The 18718-nt window shown below is 65.8% G+C and carries 17 protein-coding genes; 5 read left to right on the forward strand and 12 right to left on the reverse strand.

The window, feature by feature from the left end; all coding sequences use genetic code 11:
* Positions 1–1425 (reverse strand): M20/M25/M40 family metallo-hydrolase, encoded by a 1425-nt coding sequence (locus DZK26_RS13970; RefSeq protein ID WP_116898579.1) that lies wholly within the window; start codon positions 1423–1425, stop codon positions 1–3.
* A gap of 172 nt (positions 1426–1597) precedes the next feature.
* The gene (locus DZK26_RS13975) at positions 1598–2089 is read right to left on the reverse strand and encodes an RNA pyrophosphohydrolase (RefSeq protein ID WP_116898580.1); all 492 of its coding nucleotides are present in this window, start codon (positions 2087–2089) and stop codon (positions 1598–1600) included.
* A 73-nt stretch (positions 2090–2162) separates the two neighbouring features.
* On the opposite strand from DZK26_RS13975, the gene DZK26_RS13980 reads away from it, so the two are divergent.
* Both DZK26_RS13980 and DZK26_RS13985 read left to right on the forward strand, forming a co-directional pair.
* A complete protein-coding gene (locus DZK26_RS13980; RefSeq protein ID WP_116898593.1) occupies positions 2163–3134 on the forward strand; it encodes an iron ABC transporter permease in 972 nt (323 codons plus the stop codon).
* Between the two features lie 2 nt (positions 3135–3136).
* Positions 3137–3943, forward strand: a complete 807-nt coding sequence (locus DZK26_RS13985; protein WP_116898581.1) for an ABC transporter ATP-binding protein — start codon at positions 3137–3139, stop codon at positions 3941–3943.
* A gap of 16 nt (positions 3944–3959) precedes the next feature.
* Here DZK26_RS13985 and DZK26_RS13990 read toward each other — a convergent pair whose 3' ends face one another.
* From DZK26_RS13990 to DZK26_RS14010, 5 genes are all read right to left on the reverse strand, one after another.
* Positions 3960–4994 carry an efflux RND transporter periplasmic adaptor subunit gene (locus DZK26_RS13990; RefSeq protein ID WP_181918417.1) on the reverse strand — a complete coding sequence of 345 codons (1035 nt, stop codon included), beginning with the start codon at positions 4992–4994 and terminating at the stop codon, positions 3960–3962.
* A gap of 14 nt (positions 4995–5008) precedes the next feature.
* A complete protein-coding gene (locus DZK26_RS13995) occupies positions 5009–8077 on the reverse strand; it encodes an efflux RND transporter permease subunit (protein WP_181918418.1) in 3069 nt (1022 codons plus the stop codon).
* 109 nt (positions 8078–8186) lie between these two features.
* Positions 8187–9401, reverse strand: a complete 1215-nt coding sequence (locus tag DZK26_RS14000) for a multifunctional CCA addition/repair protein (RefSeq protein WP_116898594.1) — start codon at positions 9399–9401, stop codon at positions 8187–8189.
* Between the two features lie 25 nt (positions 9402–9426).
* On the reverse strand, positions 9427–10383 hold the full coding sequence (locus tag DZK26_RS14005) for a complex I NDUFA9 subunit family protein (protein ID WP_116898584.1): 957 nt from the start codon (positions 10381–10383) through the stop codon (positions 9427–9429).
* A gap of 45 nt (positions 10384–10428) precedes the next feature.
* Positions 10429–12363, reverse strand: coding sequence for a transglycosylase SLT domain-containing protein (locus tag DZK26_RS14010; protein WP_181918419.1), 1935 nt, complete (start codon positions 12361–12363; stop codon positions 10429–10431).
* 55 nt (positions 12364–12418) lie between these two features.
* Here DZK26_RS14010 and DZK26_RS14015 point away from each other — a divergent pair, with 55 nt between their 5' ends.
* On the forward strand, positions 12419–13204 hold the full coding sequence (locus DZK26_RS14015) for a sulfite exporter TauE/SafE family protein (RefSeq protein ID WP_116898586.1): 786 nt from the start codon (positions 12419–12421) through the stop codon (positions 13202–13204).
* Here the strand turns inward: DZK26_RS14015 and DZK26_RS14020 are convergent.
* From DZK26_RS14020 to DZK26_RS14030, 3 genes are all read right to left on the reverse strand, one after another.
* On the reverse strand, positions 13148–13963 hold the full coding sequence (locus DZK26_RS14020) for an endonuclease/exonuclease/phosphatase family protein (RefSeq protein ID WP_258870880.1): 816 nt from the start codon (positions 13961–13963) through the stop codon (positions 13148–13150). The genes DZK26_RS14015 and DZK26_RS14020 overlap by 57 nt on opposite strands.
* Before the next feature lie 5 nt (positions 13964–13968).
* Positions 13969–14667, reverse strand: a complete 699-nt coding sequence (locus DZK26_RS14025) for a thiol:disulfide interchange protein DsbA/DsbL (RefSeq protein ID WP_116898588.1) — start codon at positions 14665–14667, stop codon at positions 13969–13971.
* An 86-nt stretch (positions 14668–14753) separates the two neighbouring features.
* Positions 14754–15377 (reverse strand): cytochrome c, encoded by a 624-nt coding sequence (locus DZK26_RS14030; RefSeq protein WP_181918420.1) that lies wholly within the window; start codon positions 15375–15377, stop codon positions 14754–14756.
* A gap of 79 nt (positions 15378–15456) precedes the next feature.
* Here DZK26_RS14030 and yihA point away from each other — a divergent pair, with 79 nt between their 5' ends.
* Positions 15457–16056: a ribosome biogenesis GTP-binding protein YihA/YsxC gene (gene yihA, locus DZK26_RS14035; protein ID WP_404976211.1), complete on the forward strand. Its 600-nt coding sequence runs from the start codon at positions 15457–15459 to the stop codon at positions 16054–16056.
* A 12-nt stretch (positions 16057–16068) separates the two neighbouring features.
* Here yihA and DZK26_RS14040 read toward each other — a convergent pair whose 3' ends face one another.
* Positions 16069–16482 (reverse strand): PilZ domain-containing protein, encoded by a 414-nt coding sequence (locus tag DZK26_RS14040; RefSeq protein WP_181918421.1) that lies wholly within the window; start codon positions 16480–16482, stop codon positions 16069–16071.
* Positions 16483–16549: 67 nt separating this feature from the next.
* On the opposite strand from DZK26_RS14040, the gene dusB reads away from it, so the two are divergent.
* Complete coding sequence (gene dusB / locus DZK26_RS14045) at positions 16550–17587, forward strand: tRNA dihydrouridine synthase DusB (protein ID WP_220337188.1); 1038 nt, start codon at positions 16550–16552, stop codon at positions 17585–17587.
* Between the two features lie 9 nt (positions 17588–17596).
* On the opposite strand, the gene DZK26_RS14050 is transcribed toward dusB, so the two are convergent.
* Positions 17597–18487: an NAD-dependent protein deacetylase gene (locus DZK26_RS14050; protein ID WP_220337191.1), complete on the reverse strand. Its 891-nt coding sequence runs from the start codon at positions 18485–18487 to the stop codon at positions 17597–17599.
* Positions 18488–18718: the final 231 nt, after the last annotated feature.

Raw genomic sequence — 18718 nt, forward strand, 5'->3', positions numbered from 1 at the left:
TCAGTCGCTCGCTTCTCGATCTCGCTCTTCGGCAAGGATGGTCTCGCCCGAACCGAAATCCACCGGCGCCTGGGCACCCAGCCAGGCGAGCACAGCGTAGGCTGCGGCATTCTGGGCCAGCGCTTCGGGCTCGATCTTGTCGAGCGTGTCGTTGACGGTGTGGTGGTAATCGAAATACTCGGTGCCGTCCTGGTGCAGGTCGACCGCCGCCACACCCAGCCCGCTCGCGGGCGAGAAATCGGGGCCGCCGGAAGCCTGGCGTCGGCCCAGTTCGATGCCGAGCGGTTCGAGCTCGGACTGGATGGCCTCGATCACCGGCCAGACGGCATCGCGCACCCGTGCGCTGATGGCATAGATCTCGCCGGCGCCGAAGTCGGATTCGGCCACCAGTTGATAATGCTCGATCTCTTCCTCGCGCGCTTTCGACCAGGCGCGACCGCCCCACAGGCCGATCTCCTCGGCGGCGAACAGGATAACGCGAATCGAGCGGTCCGGACGCCGATCGAGTTCCTGGATCAGGCGTGCCGCCTCGGTGATGATCGCCACGCCGGCGCCGTCATCGATCGCGCCGGTGCCGACGTCCCAGGAATCCAGGTGCGCGCCCAGGGCCACGATTTTCTCGGGGCTTCCACCGCCGGTGATCTCGGCGAATACGTTCTGAGAGGTATAGGCCTCGACCGTTTCGGCGTCGACTTCGACCTGGATACGCACCGGCTCGTCGCCGGCCATCAAGCGCTCGAGCAGGTCGGCATCGGGGTTGGAAATGGCCACCGCCGGAAGCAACCGCACGTCGGAATCGAAACGCTGCATGCCGGTGTGGGCGAATCGGTTGTTAGAGGTTCCGATCGAACGGATGACCAGCGCCAGGGCGCCCTTCTCTTCCGCCACCCGGCTGCCGACCGAACGCGCCCCCACCGCACGACCATAACCGGCACCGGTACGTGTGCGCTCCATGCGGTTGCGGATAAAGACGATGCGGTCGGCGACTTCGGATTCATCGGCCGCCTCGAGCGCAGCCAGGTCGTCGAACATCACCACCTCGGCCTCGATACCACCCTTGGGCGTGGCCGGCGAGAAGCCCAGCGCCAGGGTGACCAGTTCATGGTGCGCCGGCGAGACGATTTCGGTTCGCTCGAGACCGCGATGCCAGGTCGGAAAAGTCGCCGGCTCGGTCCAGACCCGGTCGAAGCCCATGTCCTCGAACAGCTTCACGGCCCACTCCACCGCCTTTGCATCGGCCTCGCTGCCGGCCAGGCGCGGACCGATGCGGGTGGTCAGATCGGCGACGATCTCGTAACCGCCATCACCGGCCAGAGCGGAATCGCGCAGCTCGCGCGCGACGGCCAGATCTTCATCGGAAAAGGTCTCGGCGACCAGCGGCCCGGCCAGCAGCAGGCCGGCGGCCAGCGACAATACACGCTTCATCAATCTACTTCTCCATCGATTCGGCGACCGTGGGGTGCGCCGGTTTTTTGGGGCATGACCATCGGCCGAGTTGGACGCAAAGCGGGAAGAACCCGCCTGTTTCGAACCTTCGGATTTCGGTCATTCGAATTTGTTTGGTACTTGGTGCTTCGAATTTGGAATTTCGACCCGATCAGCCGTTCCGCCGCTCGACTTTGGGCAGCATGGGTTCCAAATACCTAAGCGCCCGCACATAGACCCGCCGTTTAAATGGAATGACATGTCGCACGGGGTACCAGAAATCGACCCAGCGATAGCGGTCGAATTCCGGCTTGTCGGCCGCCTCGAGATCGACAGCATCGTCGTCGGCCAGGAACTGCAGCAGGAACCAGACCTGCTTCTGGCCGATGCACACGGGCTTCTGGTGGCGACGGCGATAGCGGCGCGGCAGGCGATAGCGCAGCCAGCCGGGCGTCTGGCCCAGCAGTTCCACGTGCTCGGGGCCGAGCCCGGTTTCTTCGCCGAGCTCGCGATACATTGCTTCGATGGGCGTCTCGTCGGTATTCATGCCGCCCTGGGGAAACTGCCAGCCATCCTTGCCGGCACGGCGCGCCCAGAAAACGCGCCCGTCTTCCCGAGCCAGCACGATCCCGACGTTCGGCCTGAAACCGTCTGGATCAATCATGGTGATGGTCGTCGCGGCCGGCTATCATACCGGGCCGCGGAAAGATTCAACTGTCCCGAATGGTAATCAATTCATGGCGAGAGCACCAGACACGAAGCAACTGATTGTCTGGGCGGGCCTGCTGGCCCTGCCCCCGAGCGCCCTGTTGCTGGCCGCCAGCTGGGGCAGTGGCGGCTGGGCCTGGCCGCCGAGCGCCGGTGAAGCCATGCGGCACGTCATCGCTGAGCTGCGGATCCCGAGAGCCGTCGCCGCACTCGTCACCGGCGCCTTGCTCGCACAGGCCGGTTGCCTCATGCAGGTGCTGCTGCGCAATCCGCTGGCCGACCCTTACGTACTGGGCCTGTCCGGCGGTGCGGCGGCCTTCGCCCTGATCGGCATGAGCTTCGGCCTGAGCTTCCTGCCCACGCCGGTGCTGGCCTTTGCCGGCGCCATGCTGACGATGATCATCGTGTTCGTGCTCGCCCGCGGACGCGGCGCCTGGAGCACCACGCGCGTCTTGCTCACCGGCGTGGTCGTCGCCGCCGGCTGGGGTGCGGTCATTTCACTCATTCTCGCCACCGGCCCGGACGCCAGCCTGCGCTCGATGCTCTACTGGCTGATGGGTGATTTGAGCTACACCACCCTTTCGGCCTGGTGGCTGTTACCGCTGGCCGCGGGCGTGGGGCTGCTGTGGCTGCGCGCGCGCAGCCTCAATGTGCTCAGCGGCGGTGAGCTGCAGGCCGCGCTGCTGGGCGAGTCGGCGCGGGCGCGTTTCTGGGAAATCTACGTCGCTGCCTCGTTACTGACCGCCCTGGCCGTATCCCTGGCCGGGGCGATCGGTTTCGTGGGGCTGATCGTGCCGCATCTGATGCGCCTGCTCGTCGGTGGCGATCATCGCGTGCTGCTGCCGGCCTCGGCACTCTTCGGCGGTGGCTTCCTGGTTCTGGCCGACACCGCCGCGCGCAGCCTGCTCGGACCGCGCCAGCTGCCGGTGGGCGTGCTCACCGCATTGATCGGTGTGCCGCTGTTCCTGCTGCTGCTCTACCGCGCGGTGAGAATCCGCTAGATATGTTCCCCGCCAACGACAGCCCACTCATCATCGAGGATTTCGACGTTCGCATCGGCTCGGTCGATGTCGTGCGCGACCTCAACCTGGCCGTCGGCCGGGGCGAATTCTGGGGGTTGCTGGGTCCCAACGGGGTCGGCAAGACGACCCTGCTCAAGGCCTTTGCCGGCGTCTTCGAACCCGAACGCGGCGGCATCCGCCTCGACGGCCGCCGTCTGGACGAGCGCAGCCGTCGCGACATCGCGCAACGCCTGGGCATGTTGCCGCAGCACACCCATTACGCTTTCGACGCCACCTGCCTGGAAACCGCGCTGGTCGGCCGCCATCCCCATCTCAAGCCCTGGGCGCGCGAATCGACGCTCGATCATGAGCGCGCCCGCGACGCGCTGGCGGACCTGGAAATGCTGGAGCTGGCCGAGCGCAGCTGCATGGACCTGTCCGGCGGTGAATCGCGACGCCTGGCCCTGGCTACCCTGCTGGTTCAGGATCCCGCCGTAATGCTGCTCGACGAGCCGACCAATCATCTCGACCCGGCCTACCAGGTGACCATTCTCAACGTGCTCCACCGCCAGGTCCGCGCTCAGCGCAAATCCGCGCTCATGGCCCTGCACGAGGTCAATCTCGCAACCTGCTACTGCACGCACGTGCTGCTGCTCTACGGCAACGGCGAATGGGACGCCGGACCAACAAGCGAACTACTCACGGCCGACAACCTATCGCGCCTGTACCGCTGCCGGGTGCGCCTGGTCGACGACGGCCATCAGCGCGTCTTCGCCGTCGCCGGTGGGGCGGGCCAGGGCCGCGAATGAACAGCCGTGCGGTGCCTCAGCCGTTGATGATTTCCACCGCCTGACCGTCCCGCAGGCGCTCGTTGCCGCGTATGACAACCCGGTCGCCGGCCTGGATCGGTCCGGCCACCTCGATCCACTCACCCTGGCCGATCCCGGTCGAGACAGTGGCGCGCCGGGCCGTACCATCCTCCCCGATCACGAACACGGCCGTACCCGAGCCCCGCAGAACCAGGGCGTCGCGCGGTACGGCGAGCACTTTGCGCAGGTCCGCGGTGGGGACGGTCACGCGAACGGTCTGGCCCACCGGCAACGGCTTCTTGATATCCAGCCTGAGTTCGAACACGTGTAAATCCTCGTTGCCCACGCTGACGACCGTCCGAAGCGGCGCTTCGAAGACCTGGTCCTCGGTGTCGACCGTGAGCTCATCGCCCGGCTGCACAAAGCGGTAGTAGCGCAGCGGGGCACGGGCCACGGCCTCGAGGCTGTCCGGGTTGACGAGACGCAGGATGCGCGCGCCGACGCCGACCCGCTCGCCGGCCCGGGCGACACGCTCGACCACCACGCCGGGAAACGGCGCGCGGACGCGGGTGCGATCGATCTGGTCCTTGAGCTGGGCCCGGCGCGAGCGGGTAACCGCCAGATCGCTCTGCGCCATGTCGCGCTCCGAACGGGTCTGGTCGATCTGGCTGGCCGCGGCCAGGTTGGTTTCGGCCAGGCGCTCGAACCGTTTCAGCTCGGCATCGAGAAATTCCAGGCGGGACTCTCCGCGAGCGATTTCGGCTTCGAGCTCGGAAATGCGCAGCCTCAGCGTGGTGTCTTCGATTCGCGCAACCACATCACCTTCGGCCACGCGTGTGCCCACATCCGCGACCTCGACCAGGCGGCCCTCGACCTCGGCCGACAGGCTGGCGTCGGAGCGCGACAGCACGGTGCCCGACACCTGCATGGTCGGCGCCATTTCACGTTGCTCGGCCACAGCCACTTCCACCTTCGGCTCCTCGCCGCCGAACTGGGCCCAGACCGGCGCGGTCAACAGCAAGCCTGCGGCCGCAACAATCCATCTGTTCATTCGGTCAATCCTTGTCATGCCGGCACCACCTCGCCTTCGGCGGCGCCTTGTTTGTCTTCGTTGGTTCGCAGAAGCGACGGCAGCAACACCAGCGTGAACAGCGTGCTCACGGCCATGCCACCGACGATCACCGCGGCCAGGCCGCGATACAGTTCCGTACCCGCGCCCGGCAGCACCAGCAGCGGCATCATGCCGAAAACGCTGGTCGTGGTGCTCATCAGGATCGGTCGCAGGCGCAGGCGAACCGCGGTTTCGACCGCCTCGCGGCGGCTCATCCCCTCCTCGCGTTCGCCCTCGCGGGCGCGATAGACCAGCAGGATGGCGTTGTTGACCACCAGGCCCAGCAGGATCACGAAGCCGATCATGGTCAGCATGTCCATCGCCTGGCCGGTCACCCAACCAGTGATGCGCAACGCGACGATACCGCCGACGGTCGCCATGGGAATGGTCATCAGGACCAGAATCGAGTCCTTGAACGAGCGAAACAGCGCCGAAATCAGCAGGTAGAGGATCACGATGGCCAGCAGAAAGCTGCCGGCCAGGTTCGACAGCGTCTCGTCCAGGGCCTCGGCCGTTCCGCGGTAGGCGATCACGCCGTCGGGTGGCAGCGCATCGCGAATCGTCGGCTCGACCTCCTCCTGCAGAAAGGCCAGCGCGGTCTCCATCGGCATGCCCGATGGCGGGGTCACCTGCAGCGACAGCGTGCGGCGCCGGTCGACGCGGCGGATCTGGTTCGGTCCGGCCGTGCGTTCGAGTTCGGCCAGTTCACCCAGCGTGGCGATTCGCCCGGACGGCGTGGCCAGCGGCATGCTCATCAACTCCTCGGGCGTGACCCAATCGGTGCCGCGCAGGATCACGTCCAGGCGGCGGTCGCCGTCGAAGTAATCGCCCAGGTAGGCGCCATTGCCGAAGGCGCGCACCAGGGTGGCCACGTCGCCTCGCGTCCAGCCCATCTCGGCAATACGCCGGTCGTCGGGCTTCAGTCGCAGTTCCGGCTCGGCCAGTTCCAGGCCAGGCTGGGGGCGGATGCTTGCCTCCGGCATTTTCTCCTGGATCAGCCCGAACGCCGTTTGCCCGGCGCCGAGCAACTCTTCGACGTTGGCGGCCTGCAGGTCGATGTCGATCTGCCGGCTGCCGCGGCCGCCGAAAATCGGCGAACGGTTGGCGCGGCCGAAGGTATCGGGAAAGCCGGTCAGGATCTCCTGGTTGACGACATCGATCAGCTCGTCCACCCGGTCCTCGTCGGCGGCACGCATGCCCAGAAAGGCTCCGGTTCCGAAAAAGCCGAGAAACGTATTTTCAATCGCCGGCTCCTTTTCACCGTTGATGTACGGAATCAGGCGTTCATTGATGGGCTTGATCAGCTCTTCCTCGGCGGTATCCGGCCCCATTCCCGAAGGCGTCTGCAAAAACCCGAATATGAAGTTGCGCTTGCCCTCGGGCAGGTAGTCGGCCGGTGGAATCAGCAGCGCAGCGATCAGGATCGGCACGATGGTCAGGCCGGCGATCCAGCCCCAGCGCCGCCGCGGCGTGTCGGTCAGCGACATGATGAAGTCCGAGCCCCGCTGCCACCAGGAGGCATGCCGGTCCTCCAGCGAAGCCTCTCCCAGCAGCCGGTAACTGGCCGTCGGCAGGACGACGATGGCGACCAGCAGCGAACAGACGATGGCCGCCGAAATCACCACCGCCAGGTCGGCGAACAGCTGGCCGGCCTCGTCCTGCAGGAACATCACCGGCAGGAAGATGGCAACGGTGGTGGCCGTGGAGGCCAGCAGCGCGCCCCAGACCTGGCCGGTGCCGCGGTCGGCAGCCTCCAGCGGGGCGCGACCCTGCTCGCGCTGGCGCACGATGTTCTCGAGCACGACGATGGCGGCATCGAGCACCATGCCGGTGGCAAACGCCAGGCCGGCGAGCGAAATCACGTTGAGCGTTCGCCCCACCCCGTCGAGCACCAGGAAGGCGAAACAAAGACACAATGGAATGGCCAGCGCGACCATCAGCGTCGCGCGCAGCTTGCGGAAAAACCACCACAGCACCAGCACCGCCAGGCTCATGCCGACTATGAGGTTGGTGGCCACCATGCCCACCGACTGGCGGATATAGACCGTGTCGTCGCTGACCTGCTCGATATCCAGGCCGGCCGGGGTGAGATGACTGTTTCTGAGTTCCTCGACGGTCGACTGAATCTCGCCCATGACATCGAGCACGTTCACGCCCGGCTCGGCGATCACGTTCATGGCGATCGACGGTCCGCCGTTCTGGGTCATCACGCCCGAGGAGTCACGCATGACGCGTTCCACGCGGGCGACATCGCGCAGGTAGACCGGCCGGCCCTCGCGCCAGTCGAGCACAAGATTTTCGAGGTCGGCGATCTCGTACTGGCCGGCGAAGCGTAACGTGTACTGTCGCCGCCCGACCTCCTGGAAACCGCCGGAAACGTCGTTGTTCTGGCCCAGGCGCTGGCCGATGCGGGTCAGATCCACGCCGATGGCGGCAGCCTGGTAGGGGTCGAAGGTGATGCGGACCTCGAAGGGACGACCGCCACGCGGGTTGGCCGAGGACACGCCGGAAATCCGTTCCAGGCGCTCCTTGACGACTTCGTCGATGAAGTCCTGGTATTCGATGATCGGCCGATTGTTGTCCGGCATCGGCCGGATGGCGAACCAGGCGACCGTGTCTCCGAACTGATCGGATCCCACGCGCACCGTCGGCTCGGTGACGTCGGCGGGGTAGCGCGGCACCTGGTTGAGCCGATTGATGACCTCGATCAAGGCCCGGTTGAGGTCGGCGCCGACGTCGAATTCCAGGTTGATCGAACCGCGGCCCTGGCTGGCCGTGGCGGTCATGCGCTGCAGACCGGGCACGTCACGCAGCTGGTTTTCCTGCGGCTCGATGATTTCCGATTCGACCTCGGAGGGAGCGGCGGCCCGCCAGCCGGTGGAAATCGAGATCGTCGGCCGGTCGATATTGGGCGTCATCTGCACCGGCAGGCGCGACAGGCTCAACAGCCCGAAAATCACCAGCAGGATGCAGCCCACGGCCACGGCTACCGGATTGCTCAATCCGAGTCGAGTCAGAGGCAAGGTGGATTCTCCGATTTCATTCTTGTTGGCGAGTGGGCATCATCCCGCACTCGCAGTCAGTGAATTGACAACGAGATTGACGAATGGTGCCGACGAATTGACATGAATTTCACGTCGCCGACGCGGTGGCGACACGGCGCACGCGCTCGGCGTGCACGGCCTCGGCGATGGCCGGACCCTTCAGGCCGCGCTCGACGAATACCCGGGCACTCACGGCCGAAGCTTGCGAATGGGCGTGACGCAGGAAATCGGCCTGTGGATAAGGCTCGTCCTCACGACCGGTGCGACCGCGCCGGTCGGCCTCGCAGGCCAGCAGGAAGGGTTCGAGACGTTCGGGGCGCCGAAATGCGTCGATACGCTCGAAAAGCCGCACGACGGTCGAGGGCCTGAGTTCCAGCGCACGATGCGCTACGAGGTGATGCTCACCGACCAGCAAGGCCATGTCGCGACAGGCCACGCTCACGCGCAGGCGCTCACAGACCTCGCGGATAGGCGCCAGGCCGGCCTTTTCATGGCCGACATGCCGGGGCAGTTCGTAAGCCGGCGTGAGTCCCTTGCCGAGATCATGCACCAGCGCGGCGAAACGGGCCGGAAGCGTTCCCCCCAGGCGCGCGGCCTGATCGACGACCATCAGGGTGTGGACGCCGGCGTCGATCTCGGGATGGTGCTCGGCCACCTGCGGCACGCCGAACAATCGCTCGAGTTCGGGCAGGATCACGCCCAGCGCACCGGTCTCGTGCAACAGCTCGAAGCACCTCGACGGCCGGGTTTCCATCAGCGCCGAAGACAGTTCCTGCCAGACCCGCTCGGAGACGAGATGGTCGACTTCGCCTTCCTCGACCATTTGCCGGCACAAGGCCCGGGTCTCCCGGGCGATGCTGAAATCCGGGAAACGCGCATGAAACCGGGCCAGGCGCAGAATCCGCACCGGATCTTCGCGGAAGGCCGGCGAGACGTGGCGCAGCACGCGCTCGGCAAGATCGCGGCGACCACCGAAGGGATCGATGATCCGACCGTCGGCGTCCTCGGCCATGGCATTGATGGTCAGATCACGACGCTCGAGGTCTTTCTCCAGGGTGACCTCGGGCCCGGCGTGAAAGACGAACCCGTGATAGCCGGATCCGGTCTTGCGTTCGGTGCGGGCCAGGGCGTATTCCTCGCCGGTATTGGGGTGCAGGAAGACCGGGAAGTCGAGGCCCACGGGGCGAAAACCGCGCTCCAGCATGGCCTCAGGCGTGGCGCCGACCACGACATAGTCGGCGTCCGAAGCACTGCGGCCGAGCAGGCGATCGCGTACCACGCCGCCGACCCGATAGACCCGCAGACCGGCCGCCGGATCCCGTTCAGCGTCAGGTTCGCTCACGCCGGGCCCGGCGGCGAAACTGCTGGTAGCGCGCCTGCTTGTCGACCGGCGTGAGCCAGCCGGTGGCGCGCTCGGCCAGACCCCAGGGGCGAATACCCAGGGCCTCGAAGCCGTTGCTCCGGCAGACACTGTCGAGCTTGAGCGACTTGAAATTGTCGCTCGAGAACGGCTTCCCGGGCACGAAGTCGAAGACCATTCCCTGCAGGCGGCCCAGCATGTCGGGAAGTCCAACAACCGCACGCTTGAGTTCGAGCTGATCGCGCAGCCAGCGGACGAGATCGATCAAGGGCCACTCCTCGGAGCCACACAGTTCATACGTCTGCCCGTCGGCGTCGGCGTCGGCCAGCACGCGCATGAAGGCTTCGACCACGTCGTCGACGAAAACCGGGGCGAACTTTGCCTGCGGCCGGGCCAACGGCAGCACGGGGCTGATCTTCAAAAGTCCGGCGAAGCGGTTGAGAAAGCTGTCGTCGGGTCCGAAGATGGTCGAGGCGCGAAAGATCGTGCCGGAAAGGCGGCCGTCGCGGTCGGCAGCGCGCACCCGGGCTTCGCCCTCTCCACGTGTGCGCAGATAGTGGCTTTCGCCTCGCCCCGCATTGAGTCCGCTCATCTGGATCAACCGAGGCACGCCGGCCTCCACACAGGCGTCGATGATCCGCTCGACCAGTTCCACGTGCACGCGGTGGAATCCGGCACCGCTGAAGCCGCGTTCATTGAGAATGCCGACGAGGTTGATGGCTGCATCGTGGCCGCCCAGTTCCTCGCTCAGCCGCTCCGGATCGAACGGGTCGAACTGGCGAATGGTGGCCCGCGGCACGATCCATAGATGCTTGCACCCCGGCGCGTAGCGAGTGACCACGGTCACCTCGTGGCCCTCGCGTGAAAGCCGACGCGTCAGATGAGAACCGACGAAACCCGAGCCGCCCAGTATCAGAACCTTCATGATCGCTCCAGCGTTTACCTGTTGATCATTCTACTGCCCCGACGGTCAAGGCGAACAGGCGAAGCCTGCCGCGGGACCCGAACCGGGCATGACCTGTCCGATCAGAAGCTGCGGTTGGCGTTCGAGCTGCCACTCGTAAATCGTGGCGAAGGCCAGGACCTTCGGCACGTAGTCGCGGGTCTCGTAATAGGGCATGGTCTCGATCCAGACATCCGGCGGCGTCTCGGGCCGCTCGTCGAGCCAGCGCTCGACGGCGTTGGCGCCCGCGTTATAGGCGGCGGCCACGCGCACCCAGTTACCGTCGAAATCACGAAACAGCTCACCCAGGTGGGCAATACCCAGCGGCACGTTGATCTCGGGATCGATCAGCGATTCGGATCCGTCATAGCGCAGGCCCTGGCGCCTGGCCACCGCCCGGGCCGTACCCGGCATCAGCTGCAGCAGGCCCAGCGCGCCCGCCGAAGAGCGCGCGTCAGGCTGCATGGCCGACTCGGCGCGCATCAATCCGTAGGCCAGGGCCGGGTCCACACCATGGCGCCGTGCCTCGGCCAGTACTGTTCCCTTGGCCGCCATCGGAAACCGCCAGGGGTAGGCCTGCCGCCGGCCGGCCTGGTTGAGCGCAAGGATCGACAGGTGGTGCCAGCCCTGACCGGCTGCGATCAGTGCCGCCTGCTCGATTTCGCGGTCGATCAGACGGCGTGACAAGTGTCGCCAGGTTCTGCGGGCATGCCAGGGCAACCCGACCTCGAAAAGCTCCAGCACGCGCTCGAATTCAGCGTCTCGTAACAATCGGCGCTGGACGGCATCGTCGGCCTGCAGGGTCTGCTCGCACAGGCTCAGGGGTTGCCCGAGGTGGCTGGCGGCCAGAAAGCCGTGGTAATGGGCCTCGGTGCTCAGCGACGTGAAGGCCACCATGGCCTCGGGACGCTGCAACTCCGCCAGGGCCCGGCCACGCCAGTAGCGCCAGCGCGAGTCGGCCTGCTCACGCAGCGACATGGCCTCGATACTGGCCAGAACCTCGTCCCAGCGCCCCTGCGCCATGGCGGCGCGGGCCCGCCACGCCCGCATCTGTTGATCCCTGGCCGCCTCGGGCACTGCATCGATCGCCGCGACGGCGCCCGCATCGAGTGCCACGGCGCGAAACAGGGCGATATCGCGCTCGATGTCCGCACGTTCCCGGTCGGGCCACTCGAAGTGACGACCCAGGCTCTGCCAGAATTCGCCAGCGGCCTCCCAATCGCTACGCGCCAGCCGCTTCAGGCCCCACCCCACCATCAGGCGTGCGTAGTCCAGATCACGCCATTGGCGGGCCTGTCGAAGCGTGACGTGGGGGCGCTGCGCCATCGCGACCCAGCGATCGGCCCATTTACGCTCGTCCGAGGGGATGTACCGTCTCAGGTAGCGCGCCAGATCGGTCTCGCCGGCATTCAGCGCCAGGCGGAATCGATGCCAGGCCGTACCGGCATCGGGATTGCCCTGTCGGCGCCACCAGGAGAAGGGCTCATCACAGACATCGGGTTGCGAACGGCCGACCAGCCAAAGCTCGCGCAAGACCGGTTCGAGCCCTTCGGTCTGCCCGCGCCGAATCCTGGCGGTCGCCACATGACAACGTAACCGGGTGTCGTTGCTGTCACCGGCATGGGCCAGGAGCCGGTCGAAATCCTCGCGCTCACCCAAGCTGCGCAACCAGGATCGCTCGAGCTGAGCGTGAAACGACCAGTCACGGTAGCGGGCCAGGAATTGCGTCATAACGTCGGCAGGCACCCGGTCGATGCGCTGCCGAAAGAGTTCGAACTGAAGGTAGGGTGTCAGCGGATAGTCCGGCAGGGCCGAAATGGCCTTAACAATGGCCGGCTGGTCGCCGCGCTTGGCCGCCTGCCAGCCCTGACGAAACGTCTCGCGTTCGGCCTCGCGATCGGCAAGGGCGATCGGTGCCCAGACGCCCACCAACAGGGCTACGAAGATGATCCTTGCTTTCATCGCCTCAACGCTCCACCATTCCAGGCATCCTGCAACGAGTCGGTCATCCTGACAAGTGCTCCTTTCCTTCGCCCTGCTGCTTCTCATCGGCCTTGCGGCCGGGATCCTGGCCGGACTGCTGGGCATCGGCGGCGGGCTGGTGATCGTACCCGCGCTCACCTTCCTGCTTACCCTTCGGCAGGTCGACGAAAATATCGCCGTCCCGGTCGCCGTCGCCACCTCGCTGGCGACAATGTTGCTGACTGCAGCCAGTGCCGTCTGGTTCCATTACCGGCGGGGTGCCGTCGACTGGCCGACGATCGCTCGACTGGGCAGCGGCGTAGCTGTCGGGGCCGCCGCCGGGGGATGGCTGGCCACGATCATCTCCGGCGAGGTGCTCGCCCGTGTTTTCGCACTCATCGCGGCCCTCATCGGCCTGCGCATGATCGTCGCCACTGCGCCGAGGCCGGCCTCGCGGACGCCCTTCCCGCGCTTGTGGTGGCTTGCCGGTCCGGTCATCGGAGCGGCCTCGGCGCTGGTCGGCATCGGGGGCGGAACCTTCAACGTCCCATACCTGGCCCGCAACGGCTACACCATGGTCCGGGCAGTGGCCAATGCATCGGCCTGCGGCTGGCCGATCGCATTGGCCGGATCGATCGTGTTCGCCCTGCTTGCACCCGCTGGTCCGGGGCCGGGCCAGCAGCTGGGATACATCTGGATTCCGGCCATGTTGGTCGTCGGCGTGGGCGGACTGGCGGCCGCCCCCCTGGGCGTGGCGCTGGCTCATCGCTTGCCGGCGGCCGGCCTACGCCGAGTATTCGGTGGTGTACTGATTCTGGTCGCCGTCCGCATGGCCTGGTAGGTCGACGTCGTCGTCGATCTCCACGGTCATCGCCAGCGGTTGATGATCGGAAAAGGTCACGGGAAGTGCCCGCAGGTCGCTCACCCGCATATTGGGCGAGACCAGGATATGGTCGATGGCACGCTGCGGCTGCCATGAGGGAAAGGTCAACACCGGCTCACCGGGCCGCACCAGGCCGGCCTGGTCGCAGAAACGGCGCACTTCGCGCGACCCCGGGCCGCTGTTGAAATCGCCCATCACGACCACGTGCGGAAAGGCGTGCACCAGCGAGGCCACGTAGTCGAGCTGCTGCGATCGCGCCCGGCGACCGAGCGCCAGGTGCAGAACCACCAGCCACAAGGCGCCCTCGCCCTCGCCGAAGCGCACCACCATGGCTCCACGTCCGGGAATGGCACCCGGAAGGCGATGTTCCTCGATTTCGCCGGGCTCGATACGGCTGAGCAGACCGTTGCCGGCGTGCGCGACAATGCCCACCTTGCGATTCCCCTGGTGGCTCCACCAGGGGAACTGGGCGTGTGTGGCGAGATACTTGGCCTGGTTGAGAAAACCGGAGCGAAGGCTGCCGCAATCGACTTCCTGCAGCGCGACGATATCGTATTCGCGCACCAGTTCGGCGATCGCATCCAGGTTGGCGACGCGCTGATTATTGGGCAGAACCTGGCGCCAGCTGCGAGTGACATACTCGCGATAGCGGCCGGTCGAGGTGCCAGCCTGGATGTTGTAGCTCAGCAGCCTGAGCGGCCGACGCGGCTCGCCCACGATGATCAGCTGGTGGCGTCGTCAGTCTGCTCGGACGTCGCAGTCTTCCCGCTTTCACCCGCCTCGGCATCACCGCCGAGACCGAGGGCTTCGGCCTCGCGTTCGATCAAGTAGTCGACGACCGAGAGCATTTCGTCGTAGCTGCTCACATCATTGGGGCTCACGCGCCACTTGCCCTGGACGATGACAGAAGGCGTACCGCGGATGCCATAAGTGCGCACGTCGTTGCGGTTCTGGCGAATGCGCGCGTCGACAGCGAAAGACTCCGAGGTATTGATGAAGCTGTCCGCTTCGACGCCGTGCTCGGCATAGAAGCCGGCGATGTCCTCGAAACTGCGGAACTGGCGGCGTTCATCGTGCAGGGCCTTGAACATGGCTTCGTGCGTTTCCTCGGCAATACCCATGATCTCGGCGGTGTAGTACGCACGTGCAAACATGTCCCAGCCAGGCTGCAGGGCAACGGGAAGATGCTTGACCTCCACATAATCGGGCAGGTCGTCCTCCCAGGCTTCCAGATAGGGCATGAAGCGGCGACAAGCCGGGCAGGGATAACCGAAGCCGTCGGTGACCACGATCCGGTCATCCGGCATGGAGACGGGGTTGCCGACCGGCTGGAAATGCTCACCTTCCTGGAAATCCTGGGCCAGCAGCGAACCGGAGCCCAGTAGGGCAGCACCTGCCATCACGATGAGAAACTTGCGCATTGATTACTCCGCTGTTGTCTTGGTGGTATGGCCAAGTCAGACCCGCCCGCTGCGGACGAGTTCCGACAACCGCTTTTTCCGCGAGTCTACCAGCGCGCCGTGTGCAACCCTTCGATATAGGAACTGACGGCCTGGATTTCCTCGTCGGTCATGTTCTCGGCGACGGCAACCATGATCTTGCTGTAGGAATCGTCCTCGCCGCTGGTCACCCCGTTTCGATAGTCGTTGAGCCGCTTTTGGGTGTAGTCGGCGTGCTGGCCACCCAGTCGCGGAAAGTGAGCACCCTTGATGCCGCTGCCTGAAGGGCCATGACAAGCGCCACAGGCCGGTACACCGGATTCCGGGTTACCTGCCTGGTAGATTGCCTCACCCTGGTCGACCAGCGCCTCGTCGGCCACTCCCGGCTCGAGCGCCTGCTGTTCATAGTAAGCGGCGATGTCGGCCAGGTCCTGATCGCTCATGTCGGCCACGATCGGGTACATTTCCGGCGCACTGCGCTTCTCATCGCGAATGAGTCGCGACTGGCGGGCCGCGTAACCGGCGTGCTGCTCCGACAGTTTCGGCCACATACTCACTTGTGAATTGCCGTCCATGCCGTGGCAGGAAGAACACACGGCCGCTTTCTCCTGACCGGCTTCGGGATCGCCCACGATCTGGGCCTGTGCCAGAAGCGGCGCCGACGCAAGCAGCATCACCAACAATCGAGCCATTTGAATCCTTCTCCTGATTGGAAGTCTGAACCTGATATTATCGCCTCTCCGCCCCTGCTGTGCCAGCCTTGTCGCGCCCATGAAACCCATCCAGACCCTGCTCCACCGGGCCGAATACCTTATCAGCGTGCATGAACGCTCGCAGTTGCCGCCGGACGAAGGCGCCGAGGTCGCCATCGCCGGGCGCTCCAATGCCGGCAAATCCAGCCTGATCAACCGCCTGTGCCGGCAGAAATCGCTGGCGCGCACCAGCCGCACGCCCGGCAGGACCCGCCAGCTGATCTTTTTCCGCCTGGACGACTCCCATCACCTCGTGGACCTGCCCGGCTACGGCTTCGCCCGCGTCGGCGGCGAACTCAAGCACCACTGGAAGGGCCTGATCCAGGGCTACCTCGAAACACGCCGGGCGCTGGCCGGCCTGGTGATCGTGATGGATATCCGCCACCCGCTCAAGCCCGGCGACGTCGACCTGGCCAACTGGGCCGCCGGCCGTGAATTGCCGATTCACCTGGTGCTGACCAAGGCCGACAAGCTCGGCCGGGGCAAGCAGAAAGAGTCCTTGATGAAAGTCCGAAAGGCGGTTGAAGAAAGCGTCGGCGTTCAGGTCTTCTCGGCGACGACGGGCCAGGGTCTGGACGAACTCGAAGCCGTCATGGCCGGCTGGCTGCTCGACGGCTGAGGAAAGCCCTGATCAGTCCGCCCCGGGCGAGACCGACAGCCCGGGCCAGTAATCAAGCTGGGTCAGCTCGCGATCAAGCATGGAAAGATCGCCCAGGTTGGCGGCCACCAGATTCTTCAGGTTTTCGAAGGCATCGGGGTCGACGTCAACGAAACGGCAGGCAATGCACCGGTCCTCGATCCGCACGGCCCGTACCCCGATGAGCATCTCGGCCTTGCCGTCATCGGTCAGCCCGCGCAGCTTGAGCCCGAGGTCACCCGGACGCTCCGAGTCGAATTCCGACGATCCATCGAGTTGCACAAGTGCCCCGTTAATCGACAGATCGAGCAATTCGCAGGGGTGGCCCTGCCCGTCTTCGACCAGCAATTCGCAGTCGGCGTGAAACGGAAAACGGTGAAAACGGCGGCGTTCCTGGTTTGAAGTCATGCTCGCAGAGATACCGGGCACGGCCCGGCCGATGAAAATGGGAACTCCCGACATCATACAATGAAGCATGGCTACTGCGCTCACGACAACGACAACCGGAAGCGCTCTGCCGATTGGCGGGTATCGCGTCGAGCCCGCGCTCGCCCTGGCGCCGATGGCGGGCGTAACCGACAAGCCGTTCCGGCTACTGTGTCGCCGCCTGGGTGCAGGCCTGGCCACCTCGGAAATGACCAGCTCCGATCCCTCGCTGTGGCATACCCGCAAGTCGCGCGAGCGCATGGACCATACCGGCGAACCCGGCCCGGTGAGCGTGCAGATTGCCGGCACGGTACCCGAGCGGATGGCCGAGGCCGCACGCCACAACGTCGATCAGGGCGCCGAGATCATCGACATCAACATGGGCTGTCCGGCCAAGAAGGTGTGCAAGGCGTGGGCGGGTTCGGCCCTGATGCGCGACGAGGGCCTGGTCGCCCGGATCCTCGAGGCGGTGGTCGCCGCCGTGGAGGTGCCGGTCACGCTCAAGATCCGAACCGGTTTGGATGGCGAGCATCGCAACGGCCCCAGCATCGCTTGCATCGCCGAGGAATCCGGCATCGCGGCCCTGGCGGTTCACGGCCGAACGCGCGACCAGAAGTACGGCGGCCGGGCCGAGTACGACACGATCGCCGGGATCGTCTCGCAGCGATCGATACCCGTGTGGGCCAACGGCGACATCGATTCGCCCGAAAAGGCCCGACAGGTATTCGAACAAACCGGCGCCGCCGGCCTGCTCATCGGCCGTGCCGCACAGGGGCGTCCCTGGATCTTCGGCGAGATCGCCCATTTCCTGGCTACCGGGGAACACGTGCCAGAGAAGCCGCTGAGCGAAGTACGCGACATCCTGCTCGGCCATCTCGAGGCACTCTACGCCTTCTACGGGGAATTCCGGGGTCTGCGCATCGCGCGCAAGCACCTGGGCTGGTACGCCAAGGATCGACCGGAAAATGCGGGATTCCGCCGGATCGTCAACCGGGCTGAATCGGCCCGGGAGCAGTTCAATCTCACGTGTGACTATTTCGACGCGCTGGCCGCGGGCGTCGACCCGTCTGTGCCGGCCGCCGCCTGAGTCACGACATCAGGCAGCCGGCACTTGCAACCTGGCCCCCGCTTCGGTAACGGCCGTCGCACAGCAGGCATCGACCTTGAAGGTAAGTAACTCATCAGCCCGTGTACGACCCTGATTGACGGCGACCACGGGCCGCCCCCGGGCGGCGGCATCTCGCACCAGCCGATAGGCCGAACCGACTACCAGCGAACTGCCCAACACCAGCACGGCGGAAGCATTCTCCACCGCCTCGGACACCGCCCGGCGAGTAGCCGGCGGCACGGTCTCGCCGAAGAAGACCACCTGCGGCTTGAGCGCGCCACCGCAGGTCGGACAGTCGGCGACCCGAAACCCCGGCCAGTCGTCGTCGTCGAGCCGGGCATCCCCGTCGGCGTTGATGCCGCGCACCTCGGCTGTCCAGTCGCGGTTGAGGTCGATCAGGCGCTCCTGCAACTCGGCACGACTGCCGATAATTCCACAGCCCAGGCAATACACCCGGTCGAGCCGGCCATGCAGTTCGATCAGCCGTCGTTGCCCGGCGCGCCGGTGAAGCCCGTCGACGTTCTGCGTGACCAGGCTGCCGAGCCGGCCCACCGCCTCGAGCGCCGCCAGCGCTTCATGCGCGGCGTTGACCGAGGCCCGCGCCATGACCGGCCATCCGAAGAAACTGCGCGCCCAGTAGCGCCGGCGCGTGTGTTCGCAGCGCAGAAAATCCTGGTAGAGGATGGGACGCCGCTGGAGCCAGCGCCCGCTGCCGTCGCGGTAGGCCGGAATGCCCGACTGCGTGGACACACCCGCGCCGGTCAGGACCAGAAGATTCTCTTGCGCATCGATGAATTCGACCAGCCGCTCGACGTCGCCGGCCGGCACATCAACCGGTTGGCCGGGGCGCATTTCGGGTATGCGAATCTGGGCTGGCATGCCTCGGAGATTAGCATCTCACGCTCTAAGAGGCGTCGTAATGCGTGGTGCTGGCGGTTCGCTTGTTGCCGACCGGCCGCGGTGCGGGCTTCGACACTTCAAAGGCGGTTTCGCCCGGCCTGCTTCGCAGGCTCTTGCGGTGGCTCCTTCAATGTCTTGTCGGCAAACAGCTCGTTGCCCCGAGGTCGCTGTGCGGGCTTCGACAAGTCAAAATATATTCCGCCCGCCTGC

Origin of the sequence: Wenzhouxiangella sp. 15190 (assembly GCF_003417465.1) — a bacterium.
Taxonomy (GTDB): Bacteria; Pseudomonadota; Gammaproteobacteria; order Xanthomonadales; family Wenzhouxiangellaceae; genus Wenzhouxiangella.

Bases quoted from the DNA above. Each gene is read 5' to 3' on its own strand.
- DZK26_RS14050 (WP_220337191.1), bottom strand. From the start codon at position 18,487: ATGCCAGCCCAGATTCGCATACCCGAAATGCGCCCCGGCCAACCGGTT.
- DZK26_RS13990 (WP_181918417.1), bottom strand. From the start codon at position 4,994: ATGAACAGATGGATTGTTGCGGCCGCAGGCTTGCTGTTGACCGCGCCG.
- DZK26_RS14030 (WP_181918420.1), bottom strand. From the start codon at position 15,377: ATGGCTCGATTGTTGGTGATGCTGCTTGCGTCGGCGCCGCTTCTGGCA.
- DZK26_RS13985 (WP_116898581.1), top strand. From the start codon at position 3,137: ATGTTCCCCGCCAACGACAGCCCACTCATCATCGAGGATTTCGACGTT.
- DZK26_RS14025 (WP_116898588.1), bottom strand. From the start codon at position 14,667: ATGCGCAAGTTTCTCATCGTGATGGCAGGTGCTGCCCTACTGGGCTCC.
- DZK26_RS14005 (WP_116898584.1), bottom strand. From the start codon at position 10,383: ATGAAGGTTCTGATACTGGGCGGCTCGGGTTTCGTCGGTTCTCATCTG.
- dusB (WP_220337188.1), top strand. From the start codon at position 16,550: ATGGCTACTGCGCTCACGACAACGACAACCGGAAGCGCTCTGCCGATT.
- DZK26_RS13980 (WP_116898593.1), top strand. From the start codon at position 2,163: ATGGCGAGAGCACCAGACACGAAGCAACTGATTGTCTGGGCGGGCCTG.
- DZK26_RS13970 (WP_116898579.1), bottom strand. From the start codon at position 1,425: ATGAAGCGTGTATTGTCGCTGGCCGCCGGCCTGCTGCTGGCCGGGCCG.
- DZK26_RS13975 (WP_116898580.1), bottom strand. From the start codon at position 2,089: ATGATTGATCCAGACGGTTTCAGGCCGAACGTCGGGATCGTGCTGGCT.
- yihA (WP_404976211.1), top strand. From the start codon at position 15,457: ATGAAACCCATCCAGACCCTGCTCCACCGGGCCGAATACCTTATCAGC.
- DZK26_RS14010 (WP_181918419.1), bottom strand. From the start codon at position 12,363: ATGAAAGCAAGGATCATCTTCGTAGCCCTGTTGGTGGGCGTCTGGGCA.
- DZK26_RS14040 (WP_181918421.1), bottom strand. From the start codon at position 16,482: ATGACTTCAAACCAGGAACGCCGCCGTTTTCACCGTTTTCCGTTTCAC.